At 64.4% G+C, this 21,108-nt stretch carries 20 protein-coding genes; 11 read left to right on the top strand and 9 right to left on the bottom strand.

Annotation, left to right across the window (positions count from 1 at the left end):
• Positions 1-40: 40 nt before the first annotated feature.
• Together H9K76_RS07820 and hpaH are read left to right on the top strand one after the other, a co-directional pair.
• Positions 41-733, top strand: coding sequence for a flavin reductase family protein (locus H9K76_RS07820; protein WP_187599322.1), 693 nt, complete (start codon positions 41-43; stop codon positions 731-733).
• Positions 734-735: 2 nt separating this feature from the next.
• A complete protein-coding gene (gene hpaH / locus H9K76_RS07815) occupies positions 736-1,548 on the top strand; it encodes a 2-oxo-hept-4-ene-1,7-dioate hydratase (protein WP_187599320.1) in 813 nt (270 codons plus the stop codon).
• Between the two features lie 41 nt (positions 1,549-1,589).
• Here hpaH and H9K76_RS07810 read toward each other — a convergent pair whose 3' ends face one another.
• Positions 1,590-2,195, bottom strand: a complete 606-nt coding sequence (locus H9K76_RS07810) for a LysE family translocator (protein ID WP_246475501.1) — start codon at positions 2,193-2,195, stop codon at positions 1,590-1,592.
• A gap of 161 nt (positions 2,196-2,356) precedes the next feature.
• Between H9K76_RS07810 and H9K76_RS07805 the strand changes: the two genes are divergently transcribed.
• Positions 2,357-3,265, top strand: a complete 909-nt coding sequence (locus H9K76_RS07805) for a LysR family transcriptional regulator (protein WP_187599316.1) — start codon at positions 2,357-2,359, stop codon at positions 3,263-3,265.
• Positions 3,266-3,483: 218 nt separating this feature from the next.
• Here the strand turns inward: H9K76_RS07805 and ycaC are convergent, their stop codons facing one another.
• The 5 genes from ycaC to H9K76_RS07780 form a co-directional block, all read right to left on the bottom strand.
• Positions 3,484-4,113 (bottom strand): isochorismate family cysteine hydrolase YcaC, encoded by a 630-nt coding sequence (ycaC, locus tag H9K76_RS07800; protein WP_187599314.1) that lies wholly within the window; start codon positions 4,111-4,113, stop codon positions 3,484-3,486.
• Positions 4,114-4,255: 142 nt separating this feature from the next.
• Complete coding sequence (locus H9K76_RS07795) at positions 4,256-5,143, bottom strand: DMT family transporter (protein WP_187599313.1); 888 nt, start codon at positions 5,141-5,143, stop codon at positions 4,256-4,258.
• Positions 5,144-5,269: 126 nt separating this feature from the next.
• Positions 5,270-6,148, bottom strand: a complete 879-nt coding sequence (locus tag H9K76_RS07790; protein ID WP_187599311.1) for a pirin family protein — start codon at positions 6,146-6,148, stop codon at positions 5,270-5,272.
• A 141-nt stretch (positions 6,149-6,289) separates the two neighbouring features.
• Positions 6,290-7,207 (bottom strand): LysR family transcriptional regulator, encoded by a 918-nt coding sequence (locus H9K76_RS07785; RefSeq protein WP_187599309.1) that lies wholly within the window; start codon positions 7,205-7,207, stop codon positions 6,290-6,292.
• A gap of 52 nt (positions 7,208-7,259) precedes the next feature.
• The gene (locus H9K76_RS07780) at positions 7,260-8,069 is read right to left on the bottom strand and encodes a TetR/AcrR family transcriptional regulator (RefSeq protein WP_187599308.1); all 810 of its coding nucleotides are present in this window, start codon (positions 8,067-8,069) and stop codon (positions 7,260-7,262) included.
• A gap of 12 nt (positions 8,070-8,081) precedes the next feature.
• On the opposite strand from H9K76_RS07780, the gene H9K76_RS07775 reads away from it, so the two are divergent.
• The 5 genes from H9K76_RS07775 to H9K76_RS07755 are packed head-to-tail and all read left to right on the top strand — an operon-like array spanning position 8,082 to position 13,782.
• Positions 8,082-8,630, top strand: a complete 549-nt coding sequence (locus H9K76_RS07775) for a TRAP transporter small permease (protein WP_187599306.1) — start codon at positions 8,082-8,084, stop codon at positions 8,628-8,630.
• On the top strand, positions 8,627-9,925 hold the full coding sequence (locus H9K76_RS07770; protein ID WP_187599305.1) for a TRAP transporter large permease: 1,299 nt from the start codon (positions 8,627-8,629) through the stop codon (positions 9,923-9,925). Before H9K76_RS07775 ends, H9K76_RS07770 begins: the two co-directional genes overlap by 4 nt.
• Positions 9,926-9,965: 40 nt before the next feature.
• Positions 9,966-10,994: a TRAP transporter substrate-binding protein DctP gene (gene dctP / locus H9K76_RS07765; RefSeq protein WP_187599303.1), complete on the top strand. Its 1,029-nt coding sequence runs from the start codon at positions 9,966-9,968 to the stop codon at positions 10,992-10,994.
• A 37-nt stretch (positions 10,995-11,031) separates the two neighbouring features.
• Positions 11,032-12,216 (top strand): lipid-transfer protein, encoded by a 1,185-nt coding sequence (locus H9K76_RS07760; RefSeq protein WP_187599301.1) that lies wholly within the window; start codon positions 11,032-11,034, stop codon positions 12,214-12,216.
• A 9-nt stretch (positions 12,217-12,225) separates the two neighbouring features.
• Positions 12,226-13,782 carry an AMP-binding protein gene (locus H9K76_RS07755; RefSeq protein WP_187599300.1) on the top strand — a complete coding sequence of 519 codons (1,557 nt, stop codon included), beginning with the start codon at positions 12,226-12,228 and terminating at the stop codon, positions 13,780-13,782.
• 239 nt (positions 13,783-14,021) lie between these two features.
• Here the strand turns inward: H9K76_RS07755 and H9K76_RS07750 are convergent, their stop codons facing one another.
• Positions 14,022-14,981, bottom strand: a complete 960-nt coding sequence (locus H9K76_RS07750; RefSeq protein WP_187599298.1) for a bifunctional helix-turn-helix transcriptional regulator/GNAT family N-acetyltransferase — start codon at positions 14,979-14,981, stop codon at positions 14,022-14,024.
• A gap of 239 nt (positions 14,982-15,220) precedes the next feature.
• On the opposite strand from H9K76_RS07750, the gene H9K76_RS07745 reads away from it, so the two are divergent.
• Entirely contained in the window at positions 15,221-16,192 is a 972-nt protein-coding gene (locus H9K76_RS07745) for a Bug family tripartite tricarboxylate transporter substrate binding protein (RefSeq protein WP_187599297.1), read from the top strand.
• Between the two features lie 15 nt (positions 16,193-16,207).
• Positions 16,208-16,969 (top strand): HpcH/HpaI aldolase family protein, encoded by a 762-nt coding sequence (locus H9K76_RS07740; protein WP_187599295.1) that lies wholly within the window; start codon positions 16,208-16,210, stop codon positions 16,967-16,969.
• 37 nt (positions 16,970-17,006) lie between these two features.
• Here H9K76_RS07740 and H9K76_RS07735 read toward each other — a convergent pair whose 3' ends face one another.
• Positions 17,007-17,918 (bottom strand): LysR family transcriptional regulator, encoded by a 912-nt coding sequence (locus H9K76_RS07735; RefSeq protein ID WP_187599294.1) that lies wholly within the window; start codon positions 17,916-17,918, stop codon positions 17,007-17,009.
• A gap of 131 nt (positions 17,919-18,049) precedes the next feature.
• Here H9K76_RS07735 and H9K76_RS07730 point away from each other — a divergent pair, with 131 nt between their 5' ends.
• Positions 18,050-19,636, top strand: coding sequence for an MFS transporter (locus H9K76_RS07730; RefSeq protein ID WP_187599292.1), 1,587 nt, complete (start codon positions 18,050-18,052; stop codon positions 19,634-19,636).
• Positions 19,637-19,675: 39 nt separating this feature from the next.
• On the opposite strand, the gene pntB is transcribed toward H9K76_RS07730, so the two are convergent.
• Positions 19,676-21,091: a Re/Si-specific NAD(P)(+) transhydrogenase subunit beta gene (gene pntB, locus H9K76_RS07725; protein ID WP_187600516.1), complete on the bottom strand. Its 1,416-nt coding sequence runs from the start codon at positions 21,089-21,091 to the stop codon at positions 19,676-19,678.
• Positions 21,092-21,108 lie beyond the last annotated feature (17 nt).

Below are 21,108 nucleotides of genomic sequence, written 5' to 3'. Positions count from 1 at the left end.
TTAAGTCTTGAATACCAAACCGCAAACGGAATCCCGAATCATGTACTTTCCAATGTCCGACCTGAGCAGCGAGCACCGCAACAACCTGCTCCACTCCACCATCATTCCCCGGCCCATCGCCTGGATCTCCACGCGCGCTGCGAACGGCCAGATCAATGTGGCGCCGTTTTCCTTCTTCAACCTGATGTCGGGAGACCCGCCTTTGCTGACCGTGAGCATCGGTTCACGCGATGACAAGCTCAAGGACACGGCATCCAACATTGCCGCCACCGGCGAGTTCGTCGTGAACCTCGTGTCCTACCCCTCCATGGAGCGCATGAACATCACCGCGATCGACTTCGACTCGGACGTGGATGAATCGCGGGAAGCGGGCCTGGAGCTGGAGGCATCACGGCTGGTGAGCGTGCCACGCATCAAGGAGAGCCCGGCTTCCTATGAATGCCGGACCCGCCAGATCATCGACATCGACGGACGACGCCTGCTGGTGCTCGCAGACATCGTCGGCGCGCATATCGATGACCGCGCGATCCTCGACCTGGAGAAGATGCATTTCGACCCCCTGCCCCTGGACCTGGTCGCCCGGCTTCACAACCCGGGCTGGTACACGCGCATCCATGAACCCTTCAAGCTGTTGATTCCCTCCGTGCAGCAGTGGCGGAAAGGGGGGGATGAGCCCACCCGGGCGCAGCAGCCGCAAGCCCTGCTCGCCGAACAGGCCGCATCGGGAGAGTGAGCATGGAGCGCACGACCCTTTCCGATCAGACCATCCGGCAGCTTGCCGACGAACTGCATGCCAGCGAGCGGTCACGCGTGCAGGTTGAGCACTTCTCAAAGCGGTATCCGGAGATGCGCATTGCCGACGGCTACGCCATTTCACGCGCATGGATGAGGACCAAGGTGGCCGAGGGGCGCACCATCGTGGGCCGCAAGATCGGCCTGACCTCGCGTGCCATGCAGCATGCCAGCCAGATCACGGAGCCCGATTTCGGCACCCTCTTCGACGACATGTTCTTCGAGCCGGGAGACATTCCCTCCAGCCGCTTCATCGCCCCGCGCGTGGAAGTGGAACTGGCCTTCGTCCTCAAGAAGCGCCTTCACGGGACCGGTCTCACCGTGCAGGAGGTGCTGGATGCAACCGACCATGTGCAGCCGGCCATCGAGATCATCGACGCGCGCATCGAACAACACGACAGGGACAGCCGGGCCATACGCAAGGTATTCGACACGATTGCCGACAACGCCGCGAACGCCGGTGTGATCCTGGGCGGCGCCAAGGTCTCGCCCCACGACATCGACCTGCCGTGGTGCGGCGCCGTGCTGCGCCAGAACGGTGTCGTCGAAGAGACCGGGCTGGCCGCCGGCATACAGGGGCATCCGGCCGTAGGTGTGGCCTGGCTGGCAGGCAAGCTCGCGCCCTGGGGCGAAGCACTGGAGCCGGGCCAGCTGGTGCTTGCGGGGTCCTTCACGCGCCCCGTGGCAGCACAGCGGGGCGACCAGTTCCATGCGGACTACGGGCGACTCGGCCACTTCGAATTCAGATTCGTCTAGCAAGTGCCCGGCTGGCGACCTGCTGCTTCTTGACTCGAACCTCACAGCTGAAACATCAGCATCGTGACTGCGAAGCCTGCAAACACCACCGCGCTCACACGCGAAAGCAGCCGCGACGCGAACGGCGTGGCCAGCCATGTCCTCGCCTTGGCAGCCGCACCGGCATAAGTGGCATGAATCAACAGCAGCGCCACGCAGTACGTCGCAATGCCGATGATCAGCCGGTCCGCAGAGGAGCCCTGGGCATTCTTGCCCTCGACCATCTGCGGAAGAATCGACAGGAAGAACAGGAGTGCTTTCGGATTGCTCGTCTGCAGCAGCACGCCACGAACCAGCAGGCCCCAACCGCCCACGCTCTCCGAACCCTGCGGCCGTGGGCCATGGGCCGATGGCGATGGCTGGCGATTCCAGGCCTTGCAGGAAAGATAGAGCAGATATCCAACCCCGCAGTACTTCATCGTGGTGAACAACGCGGGCGACGATCTCACCAGGAGGCCGACTCCGGCCGACGAGAGCCCTGCCATCAGGGCCGCACCGACCGCGAGGCCGGCCACGCCATACATCGCAGTGCGCCATCCGCATGCGATGGCGTTATCCAGCGTCATCAGAACGCCAGGCCCCGGGCTGGCGACGGTGATGAGGACCATCGTCACAAACAAAAGATACTTCTCGTCCATCGCTGTCGGCCTGCCCACTGCTGCTGTTGAGGTGACGAGTGTGTGATGCCACCGACACGCTGGCAAACGACTTTTTCGCCATAATGTGTTGATATTCAGTCAACACCTTTCATCACTTGCAGCCAGTACCCATGCCCTCCCGACCACCGCTCAACTCCTTGCACATCTTCTGCGTTGCCGTGCGAGAGGGCGGGTTCCGGCAGGCGGCGCAGGCCCTGTGCGTGACGCCCGGTGCCATCAGCCGGCAGATACAGCAGTTGGAAGAGCGTGTCGGCTACCCACTGTTCGAGCGCGGCGCCGGTATCAATTGCCTACCGACTCCGGCGGGTCGCCAACTGTATGGACGGGTGGCCGACAAGCTGGCTGCGGTGGTCGAAGCCGTGGAAGGCAATACGCATCCCCGGACAACCCACGTTCTGGTGGATACGAGCGTGACCCTGGCGATGCATTGGCTCATTCCACAACTGCGAGGGTTCAGCGAACGGCATCCCCACATCCAGGTACAGGTGCGAACGACGGACGGCGACATCGACCCCTCAACGTCCGCACAGGTCTTCATCCGCCGCGATCCCTCCGAGTTGCGGGGACTTCCGCATGAAGACTTCATGCTCGAGCATTCCGTCATGGTGGCCAGCCCCGCATTGCTGCCATCGAGAAGACAGGGTGCCAACGCCAGGCGCCGCTGGATCGAGGGCATGCCACGCATTGGCGCGAAATCGCGGCCGGACTTGTGGAATCGCTGGGATGCGTTTTCCGGGTCGAGCGGCCTGCGCCTGGAGCCCACGCTCTTCTTCGACAACACCGTACTGGCGATACAGGCCGCGGCCCAGGGACTGGGCATTTGCATCGTCCCCGAGATCTTCGTGAAGTCGTTTCTCGACAGCCAAACCCTCCATCCGGTGTTCGCGGAGCGCATCACGACAGGCAGCTATTCGGTTGCCGTCGCCAGGGGCAAGGAATCGCTACGGGTCCGGACATTCATCGACTGGATGCGCGAGGTTTCTCATCTGGCTTCGTCGGGAGTCGCATCAGCGCGCTAGAAATCTCCTTCGACATGGCGACATGGCAGTTGCACAACCGAAGGCTGCTGGCTCGAAGTATCCGATTGCGCCACCAGCGTCTTTGGCAGTACGCAAGACCACATCACCATGCGAGTTGACCACCTCGACCGTGTTCTGCATGGCACTCTCCTTCGTTCGCCCATCACGCCTGCCCCACCCCGCCGCAAGGCATTGCCGCGGCGGGGCGTCTGGCCGTCTTACCTTGCGCCGGTCAAGGTGTTGTAGCTGGTGATGAGGTTGCGGTAGTCCGGAATATGGTTGGAGAACAGCGTGCCCAGGCCCTCGATGTCGTTGCGCCAGTCGCGGTGCAGTTCACAGGCTGCACCAAACCAGGTCATCAGTTGGGCACCGGCCTGCTCCATGCGGCTCCAGGCCGCCTGCTGGCTCATGCTGTTGAAGGTGCCCGAGGCATCGGCGATCACGAACACCTCGAAGCCTTCCGCCAATGCCGACAGCACGGGGAACGCCACGCAGACTTCGGTCACCACGCCGGCGACGATGAGCTGCTTCCTGCCCGTGGCCTTGACGGCCTTGACGAAGTCCTCGTTGTCCCAGGCATTGATCTGGCCGGGGCGCGCGATGTAGGGAGCCTTGGGGAATTTCTCCTTGAGCTCGGGCACCAGGGGGCCATTGGGACCGTTCTCGAAGCTGGTGGTCAGAATGGTGGGCAGCTTGAAGTACTCGGCCATGTCGGCCAGTGCCAGCACGTTGTTCTTGAACTTGTCGGGGTCGATATCGCGAACCAATGACAGCAGGCCTGCCTGGTGGTCCACCAGCAGTACGGCGGCGTTGTCCTTGTCGAGGCGAACATAGGGTTGGTTGCTCATGGAAATCTCCTGAAAAGAGCGTGGAAGCCCCGGGGGGCGGGAAGATCCGGTCCTTGCGGGACCGGGGAAACGGATGTCTGAATGCATGCCTCCAGCCAAGCGCAGGCCAGAGGACGGATGCCCGGTCGATGGCGATGAGGTGTCAGTCGTGCGCCACGGTGTTGTTCACATGGCGGGTGGATTTGTTGCCGGGCTTGCCTGCGGCTCTCTGGCTGAGCATCAACCCGCCCATCACCACGGCCGCGCCAACCACCTGCAGTCCCGAGGGCTGAACGCCCTTGACGAGGGCATCGAGCACAAAGGCAGTCACGGGCACCAGCAGCATGAAGGGAGCCACGGCAACGGCCCCGGCCCGTTCGATGGCCCCGAACCACAGCGCAAACGGCACGGCGGTCAGCGCCACGGCCAGCAGGCCCAGGCCCAGTACGTTGGCAGCATCCAGTTGTGCGGGAGCATCCTGGGCCAGCACAGCCACCACGGTCAGCTCGACGCCCGCGATCAACAGCTGCCAGCCGGTGAATCCCAGCAAGGGCATGGGAGGCTGGCCCCATTTGTTCAGCAGCACGCCGCCCGTGGCGATGGAGAGCATGCTGCCGATGGCTGCGGCCATGCCCAGCGGATCCAGCTGCGCATGGCTGGAGAGCACGACCAGCGACACGCCAAGAGCGCCCAGCAACACGGAGCCGACCTTGGTGGCCGTGGGACGTGCACCCAGGAGGCCCCAGGCGATGAAGATCACCGCCAGCGGCGTCAGCGCCTGGAAGATCGCAGCGACGCCGCCCGGCAAGCGGGTTGCTGCAACGAAGAACAGTCCGAAGAACAGGCCGGCATTCAAGGTGCCCAGCACCGCCATCCGCCCCCACCAGATGCGCGGCGGCATGCAGCGGACGATGGCCAGCAGCACCAGGGCTCCTCCGAGCGCCCGGAAGGCGGCGAGGAACAGCGGATGGGGCGGCAGCCAGGTCGTGGTCAATACGTAAGTGAAGCCCCAGAGAATGGCGGCGGCCGCAGCGGAGAGTTTGGCGTTCATGTGTCTATTCCGAAAAAAATGGGCAAAGCGTTCCCCCGGCCTCGTGACATGCACAAGGCGCGATGGGCGATGAAGAAAGAAGCAACCTGCAGCGGAGGCCGGCCCCATGCCGGCCCCGCGTGGTTCCTAGGCGGGCACGGCGTGGATCTGGCCGAACCTGCCGCCGTGGAAATCGGACACGGCGGCACGGATCTCGTCTTCGCTGTTCATCACGAAGGGGCCATGGCCGACGATGGGCTCCGCGAGGGGCTGGCCACTGAGCACGAGCAGCATGCTGTCGTTATGTGCCTCGAGCAGCACCTGCGATCCCTGTGCGCCCAGGTGTGCAAACTGGTCGGCACGCACGGTATCGTGGCCGTTGACCAGCACGGAGCCCAGCAGCACCACAACGGCCAGCACATGGCCCGGCGGAAGGTCGAGCACGGCGGACCTGCCGGCGGCGAGGCGCAGGTCCCAGACATTGAGCTGCGAGCGGGTGCGTGCCGGGCCGGCATGGCCCTCAAAGCTGCCGGCAATGACACGCACACTGCCGGCACCGCCAGGCAGGGGCACGTCGGGAATCTGCCCGGAGGCAATGGCCTGGTAGCCGGGCTCCTGCATCTTCATGCGGGCCGGCAGGTTCACCCACAGCTGCACCATGTGGAAGGGGCCGCCGCGCCGCGCATAGGCGGGCGAGTGAAACTCTTCATGCAGGATGCCGCCGGCAGCGGTCATCCATTGCACGTCACCGGGGCCGATGACGCCGCCAGCCCCGGTGGAGTCGCGGTGCTCGACCTCCCCTTCGTAGACGATGGTGACCGTCTCGAAGCCGCGATGCGGATGGCGGCCGACGCCCCTGCGCTGCGTGGTCGGGGTGAACTGATGCGGCCCCGCATGGTCCAGCAGCAGGAACGGGCTGAGTTGCGTACCGTGCTGGCTGTAGTGGAACAGCGAACGCACGGGGAAGCCATCACCGACCCAATGCTGCTCGGGAGCGCTGTAGATTCCTTGCGTGACCTTCTTCATTGACTTCTCCTGAACTGCGCAAGCACCGAAAAGGACCTGCGTATGTGTTGGAAGCAACTGTAGAAGCGCAACGCTGCATTGAATAGTAGGCTGTTTTTGCCATCAGCGTTCACCATGGTGAACGCTGATGGCCTGCCCGGCTCAAGCGCTCGCAATCTCGGCCTGCAGGGCCTCGAACTCGGTGCCGAGGAAATCGAGCAGCAGCCGCACGGAGGGCAACAGGCCACGGCGCGACGGAAACACCGCATGGACGATGCCCGCCCGCGGCTTCCAGCCCGGCACCACGTCCACCAGGCGCCCGCTGCGCAGGTCGTCCAGGATCATCATGGCCGGCAGTTGGACCACGCCAACTCCGTGCAATGCGGCCAGGCGCAGGGCGATACGGTCTTCACAGACCATGCGCGGCTGATAGCGCACCTCGGCAGCCGCCCCCTGGGGGCCCAGCAATTGCCAGCTCTCGCTGCGCTGCAGCCGACCATCGCCCAGGCTGGGCCACTGCGACAGGTCGGCGAGCTGCGGCATTCCGCCCATGGCCTCCACCAGCCCGGGGCTTGCCACGAGGAACTGGGTGCTCTCGCCCAGGGTCTTCATCACCAGGCCGCTGTCCTCCAGAGGAGGAAAGCGCACACGAAGGGCCAGATCCAGGCCTTCGCGGATCACATCCACGCGCCGGTTGGTGCTCTCCACATGCAACTGAATGCGCGGGCACTGCACCATGAACCGCGCCAGCATGTCGCCCACCTGGTAATCAAGAAGCGCCAGCGGACAGCTCAGGCGCACCGCGCCCTGGGGTTCCTCCTGCGTGCGGTCTATGACCTCCTGGGCCGATTCAGCCTCCACCAGCATGGCCTGGCAGCGCTGGTAGTACTCCTGGCCGATCTCGGTCACGGCAAAGCGCCGGCTCGAACGCTGCAGCAGGCGCACGCCCAGCGACTCCTCGAGCAACGCAATGCGGCGGCTGAGCTTGGACTTGGGCATGCCGAGGGCCCTGCCGGCCGGGGCAAAGCCGGCATGGTCCACTACCTGGACGAAGTAGTACAAGTCATTGAGGTCGCGCATGGAGAGTCAGGCCTGATGGGAGCACGGCTGCAATGTACCGTAGCGCCGATCCTCAATGGCGCACGGATGCCTTGATCAGCAATTCCGTGATTCCGTCGGCATCGGCATCGGCGTCGGCGTCGTCCGTGGAGCTAATTGAGGTTCTCGCCACGGCATCAGGCAGCGCAGGAAGCTTCCAGCTCTGCGGCGAGCCGTGCTCCTTGCCACGGCCCGGCTTCATCAGCCCGTGGAGCAGCAGTTCATAAAACTCCGAGAACGCCTCTTCCAGCGTCAGACCGGCCCGCGCGAGAAACCGTGTGCGCCGGATGCGCAATGCGCCGCCCATCAGAATTTCGGCGACCAGGGTGGCGTGGCGAGGGTGAAACACACCTTGCGCAACCCCCCGCTCCACCAGCTTGGCAAGCCCGTGGCCTCGCTTTTCCTGGTAGCTGTCGAACAACCTGCGACCTTGGCGCGACGCGTCGAGATCGCGCAGAAACGGAACGCCGAGCAAGGCCGATGCGCGCACACCGATGTCGAGGTACTGCGTGATCGTCTCCACGACGTCGCCCTCCCTTGCCCGGAGCGTATCGCTCTCTTCCAGCAGGGAATTCAGGTGCCGGCGCGCCACGGCCAGGAACAAGTCCTCCTTGGTTTCGGCCACCGAGTAGAGCCGGCTGCGCGAACAGCTGAGGCGCCGGGCGATCTCGCCCACCGTCAGATCCGATACGCCCTCGACACGAAACAGTTCAAAAAGGTCGGACAGGAATTCTTCCTGCGAGCGTCTTGATGACATAAGTAGATTCCCGAGCTTTGCTCCAAAACAGTACCAAATCAATTGACTCGGTACTTTTATTTCATTCAAATAGTACCAAACAAACATGTTTGGTACCGAATGACTGATAACCGACAGAGAGACACTGCCCCCGTGGCGCGCACCGCGCCCGGGGACAGCAGCGCCCCAAGCCGCAGCATTGAAACTCATATCGGTGCGATTGTGCTGATTGCACTCGTACTGATCACACTGATCAACGTCGTCGTCCGGTACTTCACGGACCAGTCCTTCGCGTGGACCGAGGAAATCTCGGTGTTCCTGCTGCTGGCGCTGACGCTCGCGGGATCTGCCGTGGCTTCCGCACGGGACGGGCACATCCGCATCGAGTTCTTCTACGAACGCGCAACCCCGCCCGTGCGCCGGCTGCTGGTCTGGCTGAGCATGCTCTGCACCCTGGCGATGTTCCTGCTGCTCGCGGTCCTGATGATGCGCGCCGGATGGCAAGAGTTCACCTTCGAGGAAACCACGACAGGGCTGGGCGTGCCCCGGTGGTGGTACACGGTGTGGCTTCCGCCCCTCGCGCTCTATGTCGTGGCTCGCACCTGGGCCTCCGGCCTGCGGCAGCTCAAGAGCTTGCGTGCCCCGGCGCAGGAAGAGGTGCTCCGATGATCGGCGCCATCCTGCTCCTTGGCTTTGTCTTCCTGATGCTGGCGGGCGTTCCCATCGGCATCGCGATGGGCGTGAGCGGCACGATCGCGGTCGTCATGACCGGTCTTGAAATGCCCTGGTTCGGGCTGTTCACCGTTCAGCAGAATTTTGAAGCGGGCATCGGCAAGTATCCGTTGCTGGCCCTGCCCATGTTCGTGCTGGTGGGGGCCGCCTTCGACAGGTCCGGCGTGGCCCAGCGCATGGTCAATTTCGCCACGGCGGTGTTGGGCCGAGGCCCCGGGATGCTGCCCATCGTCGTCATCGTGGTGGCCATGATCCTGGGAGGCATCTCCGGTTCTGGCGCGGCGCTGGCGGCCGCCATCGGAAGCGTGATGGTCGGAGCGATGACCAAGGCGGGCTATCCGCGGGCGTTCTCCGCCACCGTGATCGGCTCGGCCACGGCGACCGACATCCTCATTCCGCCATCACTGGCATTCGTCATCTACAGCATCCTGGTGCCGGGCGTTTCGCTGCCCGAGCTGTTCGCCGCCGGCATGGTGCCGGGGGTCCTGGCGGGGCTGGCATTGATCGTTCCGGCATGGTGGATTTCCCGCCGCCATGGATTCGGCAAGGCCGAGTCGCAGGAGCCTCGCCCGCCGTTCTGGAAGAGCCTGCGCGAGGCCAGTTGGGGATTGGTCACGCCCGTGCTGATCCTGGGCGGAATGCGCGCCGGCTGGTTCACGCCCACGGAGGCCGCCGTGGTTGCCGCCGTCTATGTGCTGGGCCTCGGGCTGTTCATTCACCGGACCATCGGCTGGCGTGACCTATACGACATCTTCTCCGAAGCCGCCGTGGTGTCTGCCGTCATTCTGGTGATCCTCGGGCTGGCCGGCATCTTTGCCTATTGCATCCAGACGCTGGGAATCGTCGACCCCATCGTGGCCTGGTTCTCCGAAAGCGGATGGAACAGTCTCTTCACGCTGATCGTGGTGCTGGTCGTGCTCAAGCTCGTGGGCATGTTCCTGGATGGCGTGTCCGTTTTCATGGTGTTCCTGCCCCTGCTGGTTCCCCTGATCAAGCTGTTCGGCTGGGATCCGGTCTGGTTCGGCGTGCTGGTCACGATGGTGATCGCTCTCGGCCAGTTCACACCGCCGCTCGCCGTCAACCTGCTCGTGGCATGCCGCCTGTCCCAGGTGGCCGTGGAGGAAACACTGCCATGGGTGGGCTGGTTCTTCCTCAGCTTCGCGATGGCAATTGCTGCCGTCGTGTGCTGGCCCGGGCTGGCGCTCTGGCTGCCCAAGGCCGTCGGCTACTGAGCCTGCGGGTAGCTTTTTTTCAAAAACCAAGGAGACAAACATGATTCAACGCCGACAACTGCTGCAGGCCGGTGCCTGCGCAGCCGCCATCGGGATGCCCGCGCTGGCGCTGGGGCAAGCCAAATATCGTGCCGAGTACCGGCTCTCGCTCGTGGTGGGTGCGGGCACCAACTGGCATTTCGCAGCCGAGCGGTTTGCCAATCTGGTTCGGGAAAAGACGCAGGGGCGCCTGAACTTCAAGCTCTACCCGGGCTCTTCGCTCGTGCAGGGCCAGCAGGACCGGGAGCTGACGGCATTGCGCCAGGGGGTGATCGACGTCCTTGTCGGCACCACCGTGAACTGGTCGGGCACGGTCAAGGACTTCGCGCTGTTCAACCTTCCCGGCCTGATGCCGAACGACCGCGCCGTCGATGCGGTGCTCGCGTCGGATGCGCTCAACAAGGACTTCTATGAAGTGATCCGCCGCTCGGGCATGGAGCCGCTGGCAAGCGGCGAGTATGGCCCCATCCAGGTCATCAATTCCAAGCGCCGGGTGGCACTGCCCAATGACATCAAGGGTCTCAAGATCCGCGTCGTGGCAACGCCCATGCAACAGCAGGTCATGAGCGCCATGCACGCCAACCCGACCACGATGACCTTTGCCGATGCCCAGCCGGCACTGGCCTCCGGCGCGATCGATGGACTCACCCTGACGCTCGAGCAGTTCGCCGCCTACAAGCTGAGTTCCCTGGGCCAGAAGTACATCACCTACTGGAACCAGTCCAACGAGCTCATCCACTTCCTCGTGGCCAACCCGATCTGGAAGACCTGGAGCGAGCAGGACCAGAAGCTGGTGCGTGAGGCAGCCCAGGAAGCGGGCAAGGAACTGACCCGGCGCGTGCGCGAAACGGTGGCCGCCAACGAGCAGCTGGTCGCCAGGCAAGGCGTGGACATCTACAAGCCCACCGCGCAGGAGCAGGTGCTCTGGAACGACGCGACCCGCGAGGTCTACCAGCGCTGGAAGCAGCAGATCAACGCACCGCTCGTGAGCAAGTTCGAGCAGGTCGTGGCCCAGGCCCCGAAGTCCTGATGGCCCGGCCGACTGACACCCACACAAGGAGAAAACCATGAGCAACGTAATCGTCGCCGGAGTCGGCATGACGCCGTTTCGCAAGCCTGGAGACCATGCCCCCTACACGCAGATGGCGGCCAAGGCCGTGCGCGATGCCCTGGCAGACGCGGGCCTGGACTACGGCCAGGTACAGGAGGCGTTCGCCGGGCATGTCTACGGCGACTCCACCAGCGGGCAGGCGGCCCTCTACGAAGTGGGCATGACGGGCATTCCCATCGTCAACGTGAACAACAACTGCTCCACCGGATCGACGGCGCTCTACCTGGCGCGCAGGGCGATCCTGTCGGGCGCGGCGGATTGCGTATTGGCCGTCGGCTTCGAGCAAATGGCGCCCGGAGCGCTGGGGTCCCACTGGAACGACCGCGCCTCCCCGCTCGCCAAGTTCGACGATGCCACCACCCGGCTTGCGGGCGATAGCGCGTTGCCGATGGCCATCCGGTACTTCGCCAGTGCCGGCGCCGAGCACATGCAACGCTACGGGACGCCGCTCGATACCTTTGCCAAAGTCCGTGCGAAGGCCAGCCGCCATGCGGCGCGCAACCCGCTGGCGCTTTTCCGCAGGGAAGTCAGCGCCCAGGAGGTGCTCGACAGTCCGGCCATCGCAGACGGCGTCATGACCCGCCTGATGGCCTGCCCTCCGACCTGCGGGGCGGCAGCCGCGGTGCTGGTGAGCGAGGCGTTCGCCAGGCGCCATGGCATCGATACGCGCGTGCGCATCCTCTCGCAGGCGCTGACCACCGATCGCCCCGCAACGTTCGAATCGGGCTCCATGCTGGAGGTCGTCGGTTTCTCGATGTCGCGCGAGGCGGCCCGCAAGGTCTACGAAGACGCGGGCATCGGGCCGCGCGACATCGATGTCTGCGAGCTGCACGACTGCTTTGCACAGAACGAGGTGATCAGCTACGAGGCGCTCGGCTTCTGCGAGGAAGGCGAAGTGCAGCGATTCGTGGACGACGGCGAGAACACCTATGGCGGCATGGTCGTGACCAACCCTTCCGGCGGGCTCCTGTCCAAGGGGCACCCTCTCGGGGCCACGGGGCTGGCGCAGTGCTTCGAGCTGACTCAGCAATTGCGGGGCAATGCGGAGGACCGGCAGGTGGAAGGAGCGCGCCTGGCGCTGCAGCACAACGCCGGCATCGGTGGCGCCATCGTGGTGACACTCTATGGCCGTCATGACTGAGGTGCGACGATGACTCACGCGCACTCCCTCGATCGCGGGCTGCTCATCGACAGGAACGCTGCCTGCCTGGTGCAAGGCGGGCAGCAGTGGACCTACGAGGACGTGGCACGCCACAGCTACCGGCTCGCGCGAAAGCTCCAGCAGGCCGGATATGAGCCCGGAACCAAGGCATCCATCCTCAGCCGCAACAGCGCCGCCGCATTCATGTGCGTCTTTGGCATAGCGCGAGCGGGGCTGACCTGGGTGCCCGCCAATCCCAAGCTCAACGAGGAGGACAACGCCTACCTCCTGGATTTCATGGATTGCGAGCTGCTGATCTTCCACAGCGATCTCGCGGACATGGTTCGATCGCTGCAAAGGCAGTTGCCCAAGCTGACATTGTGGATCTGCCTGGATCGGTCGTTGCCGGGCTTCGTCTCGCTGGAGGATTGGCTTGGCGATGTCGGTGCGGATCCCGTCGATGCATACCATGACCCGGACGCCGTTGCGATCATCGCGCCGACGGGTGGCACGACGGGTCGCTCCAAGGGCGTGCAGCTCACACAGCGCAATGTGAACGCCTTCATGGCGTCCCATCTGATGAGCCTGCACTATCCGCACTCCGAGCGCCCCGTGAACCTGGCCGCAGCACCACTCACGCACGCGGCAGGCTTCGCGGCGCTCCCGACCGTGGCGCGGGGCGGCAAGGTCGTGGTGCTGGAATCGCCCGACCCGGCGTCGCTGCTGGACGCCATTGAAGCGCACCGCGTCACGGAGCTGTTCCTGCCGCCGACCGTCATCTACCGGCTGCTCGCCACGCCCGGAGTGGAGACGCGGGACTATGCAAGCCTGCGGTATTTCATCTATGCGGCAGCGCCCATGGCAGTGGAGAAGCTCAAGCAGGCCATCCAGGTTTTCGGCCCGTGCATGACACAGGTTTTCGGCCAGGCCGAGGCCCCCATGATGTGTACCTACCTCGCACCCGACGAGCATTTGCAGGATGGCGCGATGGCGCCCGACGACGTGCTCTCGAGCTGCGGTCATCCAACCCCTCTCGTGCAGATCCGCATCCTGGACGAAGACAACCAGCGTCTGCCGACGGGCGCACGCGGTGAGATCTGCGTGCGGGGCGACCTCGTGACGCCGGGCTACTACAAGCAGCCCGACGCAACGGCCAAGACCATCGTGGACGGATGGCTCCATACCGGCGACGTAGGCTTCATCGACGAACAGGGACGGGTACATATCTGCGACCGCAAGAAGGACATGGTCATCTCGGGTGGATTCAACATCTATCCGCAGGAGATCGAGCAGGTGCTCTGGTCCCACCCCAGTGTCGAGGATTGCGCGGTCATCGGTGTTCCGGATGACGACTGGGGCGAGGCGGTGAAGGCGGTCGTGGAGCTCAAGCCACAGGCACAGGCCACCGCGGAGGAGCTCATGGCCCTGTGCAAGACGCGCCTCGGCTCCCTCAAGACCCCCAAGTCCGTTGACTTCATCGAGCAGTTGCCTCGAAGCCCCAATGGCAAGGTGCTCAAGCGGGATCTCAGGGACACCTACTGGGTCGGACGCGCCAGGGCCATCTAGCTGCGAATGCCCGCGCCCCTGCAACCAGCACTGTGCCGATGGGTAATTGTGTGGCAGTGTGATGCGACCGGCGCGGCGTGTTCCCCCTGAACGGGGGGGCTTGACCCACCTTGGCAGTTTGGAGTGCAGCGCGTGCTCAACAGAACGCCAGGGTACCGGTCACGGCCGCACAATCGCCATGAAAGCGCCATGAAAGCGCGGCATGGACCGCTGAAACCCCTCGCCCACCACCCCCTCGCTCATGCAGGCCTGCAGACGCGGACAAACTGCTGCTCGGCGACGGAGCCGCCCCACTGCTCGCCCTGCACTTCATGCACCAGCTCGAAGCCGAAGGACTCATAGAGCTTCCGCGCCGCATGCAGGCCCTTGAATGTCCAGAGATGCACTTCCTTGAACCCGCGGATATCGCAAAACGCCATGGCCTCTGCCATCAGGTGCCTGCCCACTCCGCTGCCGCGACAGCCATCGTCCAGGATGAACCAGCGCAGGTGAGCCTTGTTGTCCCCCAGGTCCTGCCCATCAATGGCAAGCGAGCCAACGATGCGGCCGTTGAGCATGGCCAGCCACGCCCTGTTGCAGGCCTCATCCAGCCGCCCGGCAAACTCCGCGACGCCGGTTGCCACCTGGCTTTCAAAGAATTGCCCGAAGCCCCAATGCTCCGAGTAGAACGCCGCGTGCATTTCGGCAATGCGGCCCACCATGCCCGGCCGATACCCCACGCTCACGGTGACAGGGCTGGGCGGCCGCTGCTCCACGGCATTCAAGCGATGGGCCTTGAGCGCGCCGGCATAGGCAGAGAGCCCTTGCGCCACGGCCTGCTGCTGCGAGCGGTTCAAGTGCTCGAACGCACTCTTCACCTGCGATTGACCAAAGGCGTGAATGTGCTCGACCGTCTTGCGCCCCTGCTCGGTCAGCCGCAACCGCTTGACGCGCGCATCGCTGCCGTCGGACTCTTCGTCGAGCTCCCCCGCCGCGATCAGCTTCGCCAGCATCCGGCTGACACTCGATTTCTCCAGACCGAGGAGCTGCACCAGCCGCGCGGAGGTCATGTCCTCGTGCGCATCGATCTCCAGCAAGGCATGGACAGCGGATGCAGAGTAGCTGGTGGCGGCAAGCGTGGGCTGCATGAAGCCAAGCTCCCGGACCAGCACGCGGGAGGCTGCGCGAATCGAATCGACTTCAGAAGTGGCTGCGCTCATGTGCGTCTCCATGCCATGGCTAAAGTTGCATAATACAACTATATTGTTGTTCAATACAACAAATTTTCCAACAAGTACCTCCATACACCGGCCTGCCAACGCACGACAACGCTCACACCTTCCACTCACTTCGGTTTCCGGCGATGCACCCATCACATCAAATTCCGGAAAACGGAATGAAAAATTCCAATTTATTGCGTATAGTTCTCCAAAATTACTATTGAACATTGGAGACACAGATGCGTATTGCAATCAGGCTGGCCTTCCCCGCCCTGGCCGGGCTGCTGGCCCTTTCGGCCCAGGCCCAGAGCACCTACCCGAACCGGCCGATCACCCTCGTCGTGCCTTTCGCAGCGGGAGGCGCCTTCGATGTCGTCGCACGCCTGACCGCCAAGGAGGTCGGCAAGGAGCTGAACCAGTCGGTGGTCGTGGACAACAAGCCGGGCGCCGGCGGTGTGCTCGGCGGCAAGCTGGTCGGCCTGGCCAAGCCCGATGGCTACACGATTCTGCTGTCGGGCGTGGGCCCCATCTCCATCGCCCCGGCGGTATACAGGAAGATGGACTACAGCCCCTCGAAGGTGCTGGCGCCCGTCATCCAGCTGACATCCTCGCCCTTCGTGCTGGCCACTTCCACGCAATTCAAGGGCAACAGCGTCCAGGATTTCGTGGGCTACCTGAAGGCATCGCCCAACGCCTACAACTACGCATCCACCGGCAACGGGACCTTGGTGCATCTGGCCGGGGAGTACTTCAAGACCCGCACGGGCACCGAATTTGTCCACGTGCCCTTCACGGGCGGAGCGCCGGCCACCACATCGATGCTCGCGGGAGAAACGCTGTTTTCGATCACCAATATTCCGAATGTCCGCAGCCAGATCGAGGCAGGCAAGCTCAAGGGCCTCGCCACCACGGGCCTCAAGCGCTCGGCGGCGTTTCCTCAATTGCCGACCGTGAGCGAAGCGGGCATCGCGCAGTTCGACCTCACCGGCTGGATCGGCATCTTCGTTCCGGCCGGCACGCCTGCCCCTGTCATTGCCAGGCTGCAGGCGGCCTACGACAAGGCCATGCGCAATCCGGAGCTCAAGGAACGCCTGAATCAGCAGGGCGACGAGGTGGCCACGGGCTCGACCAGCGAGTTCGCGGAATTCCTCTCGAAGAACGAGCGCCAGTGGCGCGACATTGCCGCAACCGCCAAGATCACGTTGGATTGAGGAGTACGCAACGCCATGGTCTGCAAAATCAATGAACTGCGCACGCGCATGCATGCCGAAGAGCGGCTGACGGGGCTGTGGTGCTCCATGACCTCCGCGACGGCCGTCGAAGCCCTCTCCACGCTGGCCTATGACTGGTTCCTGCTCGACATGGAGCACGCACCGAACGAGCTGCCGGACATCGTCTCGCAACTGCGCGTGCTGGACAGCAGCGCCGTCGCACCCATGGTTCGCCCACCCGCCAATGATCGCGTGCTGATCAAGCGCATGCTGGACGCCGGGGTGAAGAACTTTCTGTTCCCCTACGTGCAAAGCGTGGAAGAAGCCCGCGAGATCGTGAGCGCCACGCGCTACCCGCCTGCCGGCGTGCGCGGCGTGTCCGTCGCCGGGCGTGCCGCCTGGTATGGCGCACGCGCGGGCTATCTGCAGGCCGCCGGAGACGAGATCGCCATCGGCATCCAGATCGAAACCTGCCAGGCCTTCGAGGCCATCGCCGGCATCGCGGCACTGCCCGAAGTGGACATGATCTTCTTTGGACCTGCAGACCTCTCGGCGGACATGGACCTGCTCGGGCAAACCGACCATCCCGATGTGCGAGCGCGAATCCAGGCAGGCATCGCGCAGGTGCGCTCGCACGGCAAGATGGCAGGCGTGCTCGCGCCGAGCATCGATGCGGCAAGGTTCTATGAAAGCGCCGGCGCCCGCTTCATCGGGATCGGCAGTGATCTCGGATGCATGCGCACCCATGCCCAGAAACTGCTGGACGCCATGGCCTGACACAGGGCCTGCCCTCCCGGACATGCGGGGTAGGCAGTCAGGAGGGCTCCAGCAGGGAAGGAATTCTCGCCACCAGCGCATCGATGGCCACCCGGACCTTGCAGCGCAACTGCCGGGCCTGGGGCCAGATCGCGTTGATCTCCAGTGAGCGGGCACGGTAGTGCGGCAGGATGTGCACCAGCTCGCCGCGTTGCACATAGCGGTTGAGCAGCCAGCATGGCACCCATGCGATGCCATAACCCGCGACCGCGGCGGCGGCGATGGCCTGGATGTCGTCCATGCTGATCTGCGAGTGCACGCGCACGGCCTCGCGTCCGCCGCCAGAGGCGGCATTCCAGGGCGCAGGCGTACCTGCCCGGGAATAGCCGATGACGCTGTGTCCCGCAAGGGCGTCCAGGCTTTCGGGCGTCCCGCGCTGCGCGAGATAGGAAGGCGCGGCACCGATGCTGATGTGCTGCGTCCCCAGATAGCGCGCTGCGAGCACGCCGCTGTCCTGCAAATTGCCAATGCGGATGGCGAGGTCGAAACCCTCTTCGATCAGATCCACGGGGCGGTCGCTGAAGGACAGATCGACACGCAGTTGCGGATACAGGCGCGTGAGGTCCATGAGGATCGGCGCCACGCATAGCTGCCCGAAGCCTTCGGGCACGCTCACCCGCAACCGGCCGCTCGGCTCCATGCGGCCGCTGTCCAGGTCGACTTCCGCGGCGTCCAGCTCCTTGAGCGCCCGCACGCAGCGCTCGTAGTACATCTGTCCCTCCGCCGTCAGTGTCTGGCTGCGGGTACTGCGCTGCAGAAGCCGCACTCCCAGGCGCGCCTCCAGCCGCGCCACCGCCTTGCCCACGGCGGAACGCGTCAGTCCCAGCCGCTCGGCCGCGGGAGCGAAACCACCCATTTCCACCACTTGCACAAAGGTGGAAACGCCTTGCAGGGAATCTTGTGCGCTCATACCAATTGGTTCCACAAATTCATCTTCAATGGGATTTTATGGCATCAATTGGAGAATTAATCTCCCATAAACTGATCCGGAGCGTCGATCGATGTGTGGTCGCGCACCAGTTTCATTTCCGGAGCCACCCCATGTCGACGAACCACGTTGAACTCTCCCCGACGCCTCTCCCTGCGGAACGTCCCGACGCCAGGAACAACGTCATCGCACTGCTGGCCGTATGCCTGGCTGCGCTGATGTTCAGCCTGGAGATTTCAAGCGTGCCGGTGATCCTGCCGACCCTGGAGTCCGTGCTGCATAGCGATTTCAAGGACATTCAATGGATCATGAATGCCTACACCATCGCCTGCGTTGCCGTACTGATGGCCACGGGAACGCTCGCGGATCGCTTTGGACGCAAGCGAGTGTTCCTGATCAGCATCGCCCTCTTTGGCGTGGCATCGCTGCTGTGCGGACTGGCCTGGAACACGCCCCTGCTGATCGCCAGCCGTTTCTTCCAGGGGGCGAGCGGCGGTGCCATGCTCATCTGCCTGGTGGCCGTGCTGTCCCATCAATTTCCGTCCGGCGCAGAGCGCAGCCGCGCGTTCAGCACCTGGGGCATCATCCTGGGCATCGGGCTGGGGTTCGGCCCCCTGATCGGCGGGCTGATCGTCGCGCTGGTCGACTGGCGCTGGGTATTCTGGGTGCATGTGTTCATTGCCGTGCTCACGCTGGGCCTTGCAATCGCCGGTGTCAGGGAGTCGCGAGATCCGCACGCGCGCAAGCTCGATCTGGCGGGGATGCTCACGCTGTCTCTCGCCGTGCTCGGACTCGCCTTCTTCGTGACCCAGGGTGCCGACACCGGCTTTGCCAGCCTGCCCGCGCTGAGCGCGATCGTGGTCGCGGGCGTGAGCTTTGCCGTGTTCCTCTGGGTGGAGCTGCACGTCGCGCATCCCATGTTCGACTTCTCCGTTTTCCGCGTGCGCCAGTTCTCCGGTGCGCTGCTGGGTTCGGCGGGCATGAACTTCAGCTTCTGGTCCTTCATCATCTACCTGCCGATCTACTTCCAGAACGCCCTGGGGCAGGACGTGGCGACGGCGGGCATTTCGCTGCTGGCCTACACCCTTCCCACCCTGGTATTTCCGCCCGTAGGCGAGCGCATCGCCATGCGCTTCGGGCCGCGTATCGCCATACCGCTGGGGCTGTTCGTCATCGGGCTCGGATTCGTGCTGATGTTCATCGCCACCAGCCATGCACACACCCACTGGCTGGCCCTTCTGCCCGGATGCATGATCGCCGGCGCGGGGCTGGGCATGACCAACACGCCGGTCACCAATACCACGACGGGTGCCGTCTCGAGTGCCCGCGCGGGCATGGCCTCGGGCATCGACATGAGCGCGCGCATGATCACGCTGTCACTGAACATCGCCCTGATGGGGTATCTGCTGGTGCTTGGCGTGCAGCAGCACCTGAAGACCGCGCTGCCCGGCTCCCTCGACGCTGCGGCTCTGCGCGAGATGGCCGGCAGCGTGGCCTCGGGGAATCTGCATGCGGCCCCCGCGGGCATGGCTGGGGCGCTGCCGCCCGAGGCACTCGCACAGATCGCCCGCGAGGCACTCACGCACAGCTTTGGCTGGGTGATGCTCTATGCCGCCATCAGCGTGTGGGTGATGGCGGCGATCAGCCTCGCGATCTTCTCGAACGCCAACTCGAACGCGCGGGCGCCGGCTCGGCAGTGAGGAACGGACATGCTCACCGCCGCGCCGCGGGGCACAGGACTATGCGCTCCTCAGCCCCGCGAGCACTTCGTCGAGCATCTTCTTGGCATCGCCGAACAGCATGCGGTTGTTCTCCTTGTAGAACAGCGGGTTGTCCACCCCCGCGTAGCCCGATGCCATCGAGCGCTTCATCACGATCGAATGCTTGGCCTTCCAGACCTCCAGCACCGGCATGCCCGCAATCGGGCTGTCCGGATCGTCCAGCGCGCTCGGGTTCACGATGTCGTTGGCGCCGATCACCATCGCCACGTCCGCGTCGGGGAAGTCCTCGTTGATCTCGTCCATCTCCATCACGATGTCGTAGGGCACCTTGGCCTCGGCCAGCAGCACGTTCATGTGGCCCGGCATGCGGCCGGCCACCGGGTGGATGGCGAAGCGCACGTCCACGCCCTTCTCGCGCAGCGTCTTGGTGATCTCGTACACCGTGTGCTGCGCCTGCGCCACCGCCATGCCGTAGCCCGGCACGATGATCACGCTCTTGGCCTCGCGCAGCATCTCCGCCGTCTCGGCCGCGCTCACCGGCGCCACCTCGCCTTGCGGCTCCGCTGCCGCGCCGCCTGCCGCCTTCTTGGGCGCACCCGAGCCGAAGCCGCCCGCGATCACGCTGATGAAGTTGCGGTTCATGGCCTGGCACATGATGTACGAGAGGATCGCACCCGAGGAGCCCACCAGCGCGCCGGTCACGATGAGCAGGTCGTTGTTCAGCATGAAGCCCGTGGCAGCCGCCGCCCAGCCCGAGTAGCTGTTGAGCATGGACACCACCACCGGCATGTCCGCCCCACCGATCGCCATCACCATGTGCACGCCGAACAGCAGCGCGATCGCCGTCATCACGACCAGCGCCGTCATGCCGGCTCCCGCCTCATGGGCGTTCAGGAACTGCCTGCCGAACCAGATCACCACCAGCAGCGCGATGAGGTTGAGCCAGTGGCGCGCGGGCAGCAGCAGCGGCTTGCCACCGATCCTGCCGTTGAGCTTGCCGAAGGCGATCAGCGAGCCACTGAACGTGACGGCGCCGATCAGGATGCCGATGTAGATCTCCACCTCATGGATGATCTTCTCGGCCCCCGTGAACTGCACGGAGGTATCGACATAGCTTGCAAAGCCCACGAGGCAGGCCGCCAGGCCCACCAGGCTGTGCATGAGCGCGACCAGCTCGGGCATCTGCGTCATCTTGACGACCCGGGCCGCATACAGGCCGATGCCGCCGCCGATGACCAGCGCAATGACGATCCAGGCGATGCCCGATGGGCTCACGCGCGGGCCGAACACGGTGGCCAGCACGGCCAGCGCCATGCCGATCATGCCGAACAGGTTGCCGCGGCGCGAGGTTTCCGGGTTGGACAGGCCACCCAGGCTCAGGATGAAGAGAATGGCCGCGCCCAGGTAGGCCACGGTAGCGAGGGATTGAGACAACATGTTGATCGTTTCCT

This window comes from Diaphorobacter ruginosibacter, assembly GCF_014395975.1.
GTDB lineage: Bacteria > Pseudomonadota > Gammaproteobacteria > Burkholderiales > Burkholderiaceae_C > Diaphorobacter_A > Diaphorobacter_A ruginosibacter.
Note: the sequence above shows the minus strand (reverse complement) of the source record. Positions and strands in the feature narration are given on the sequence as shown.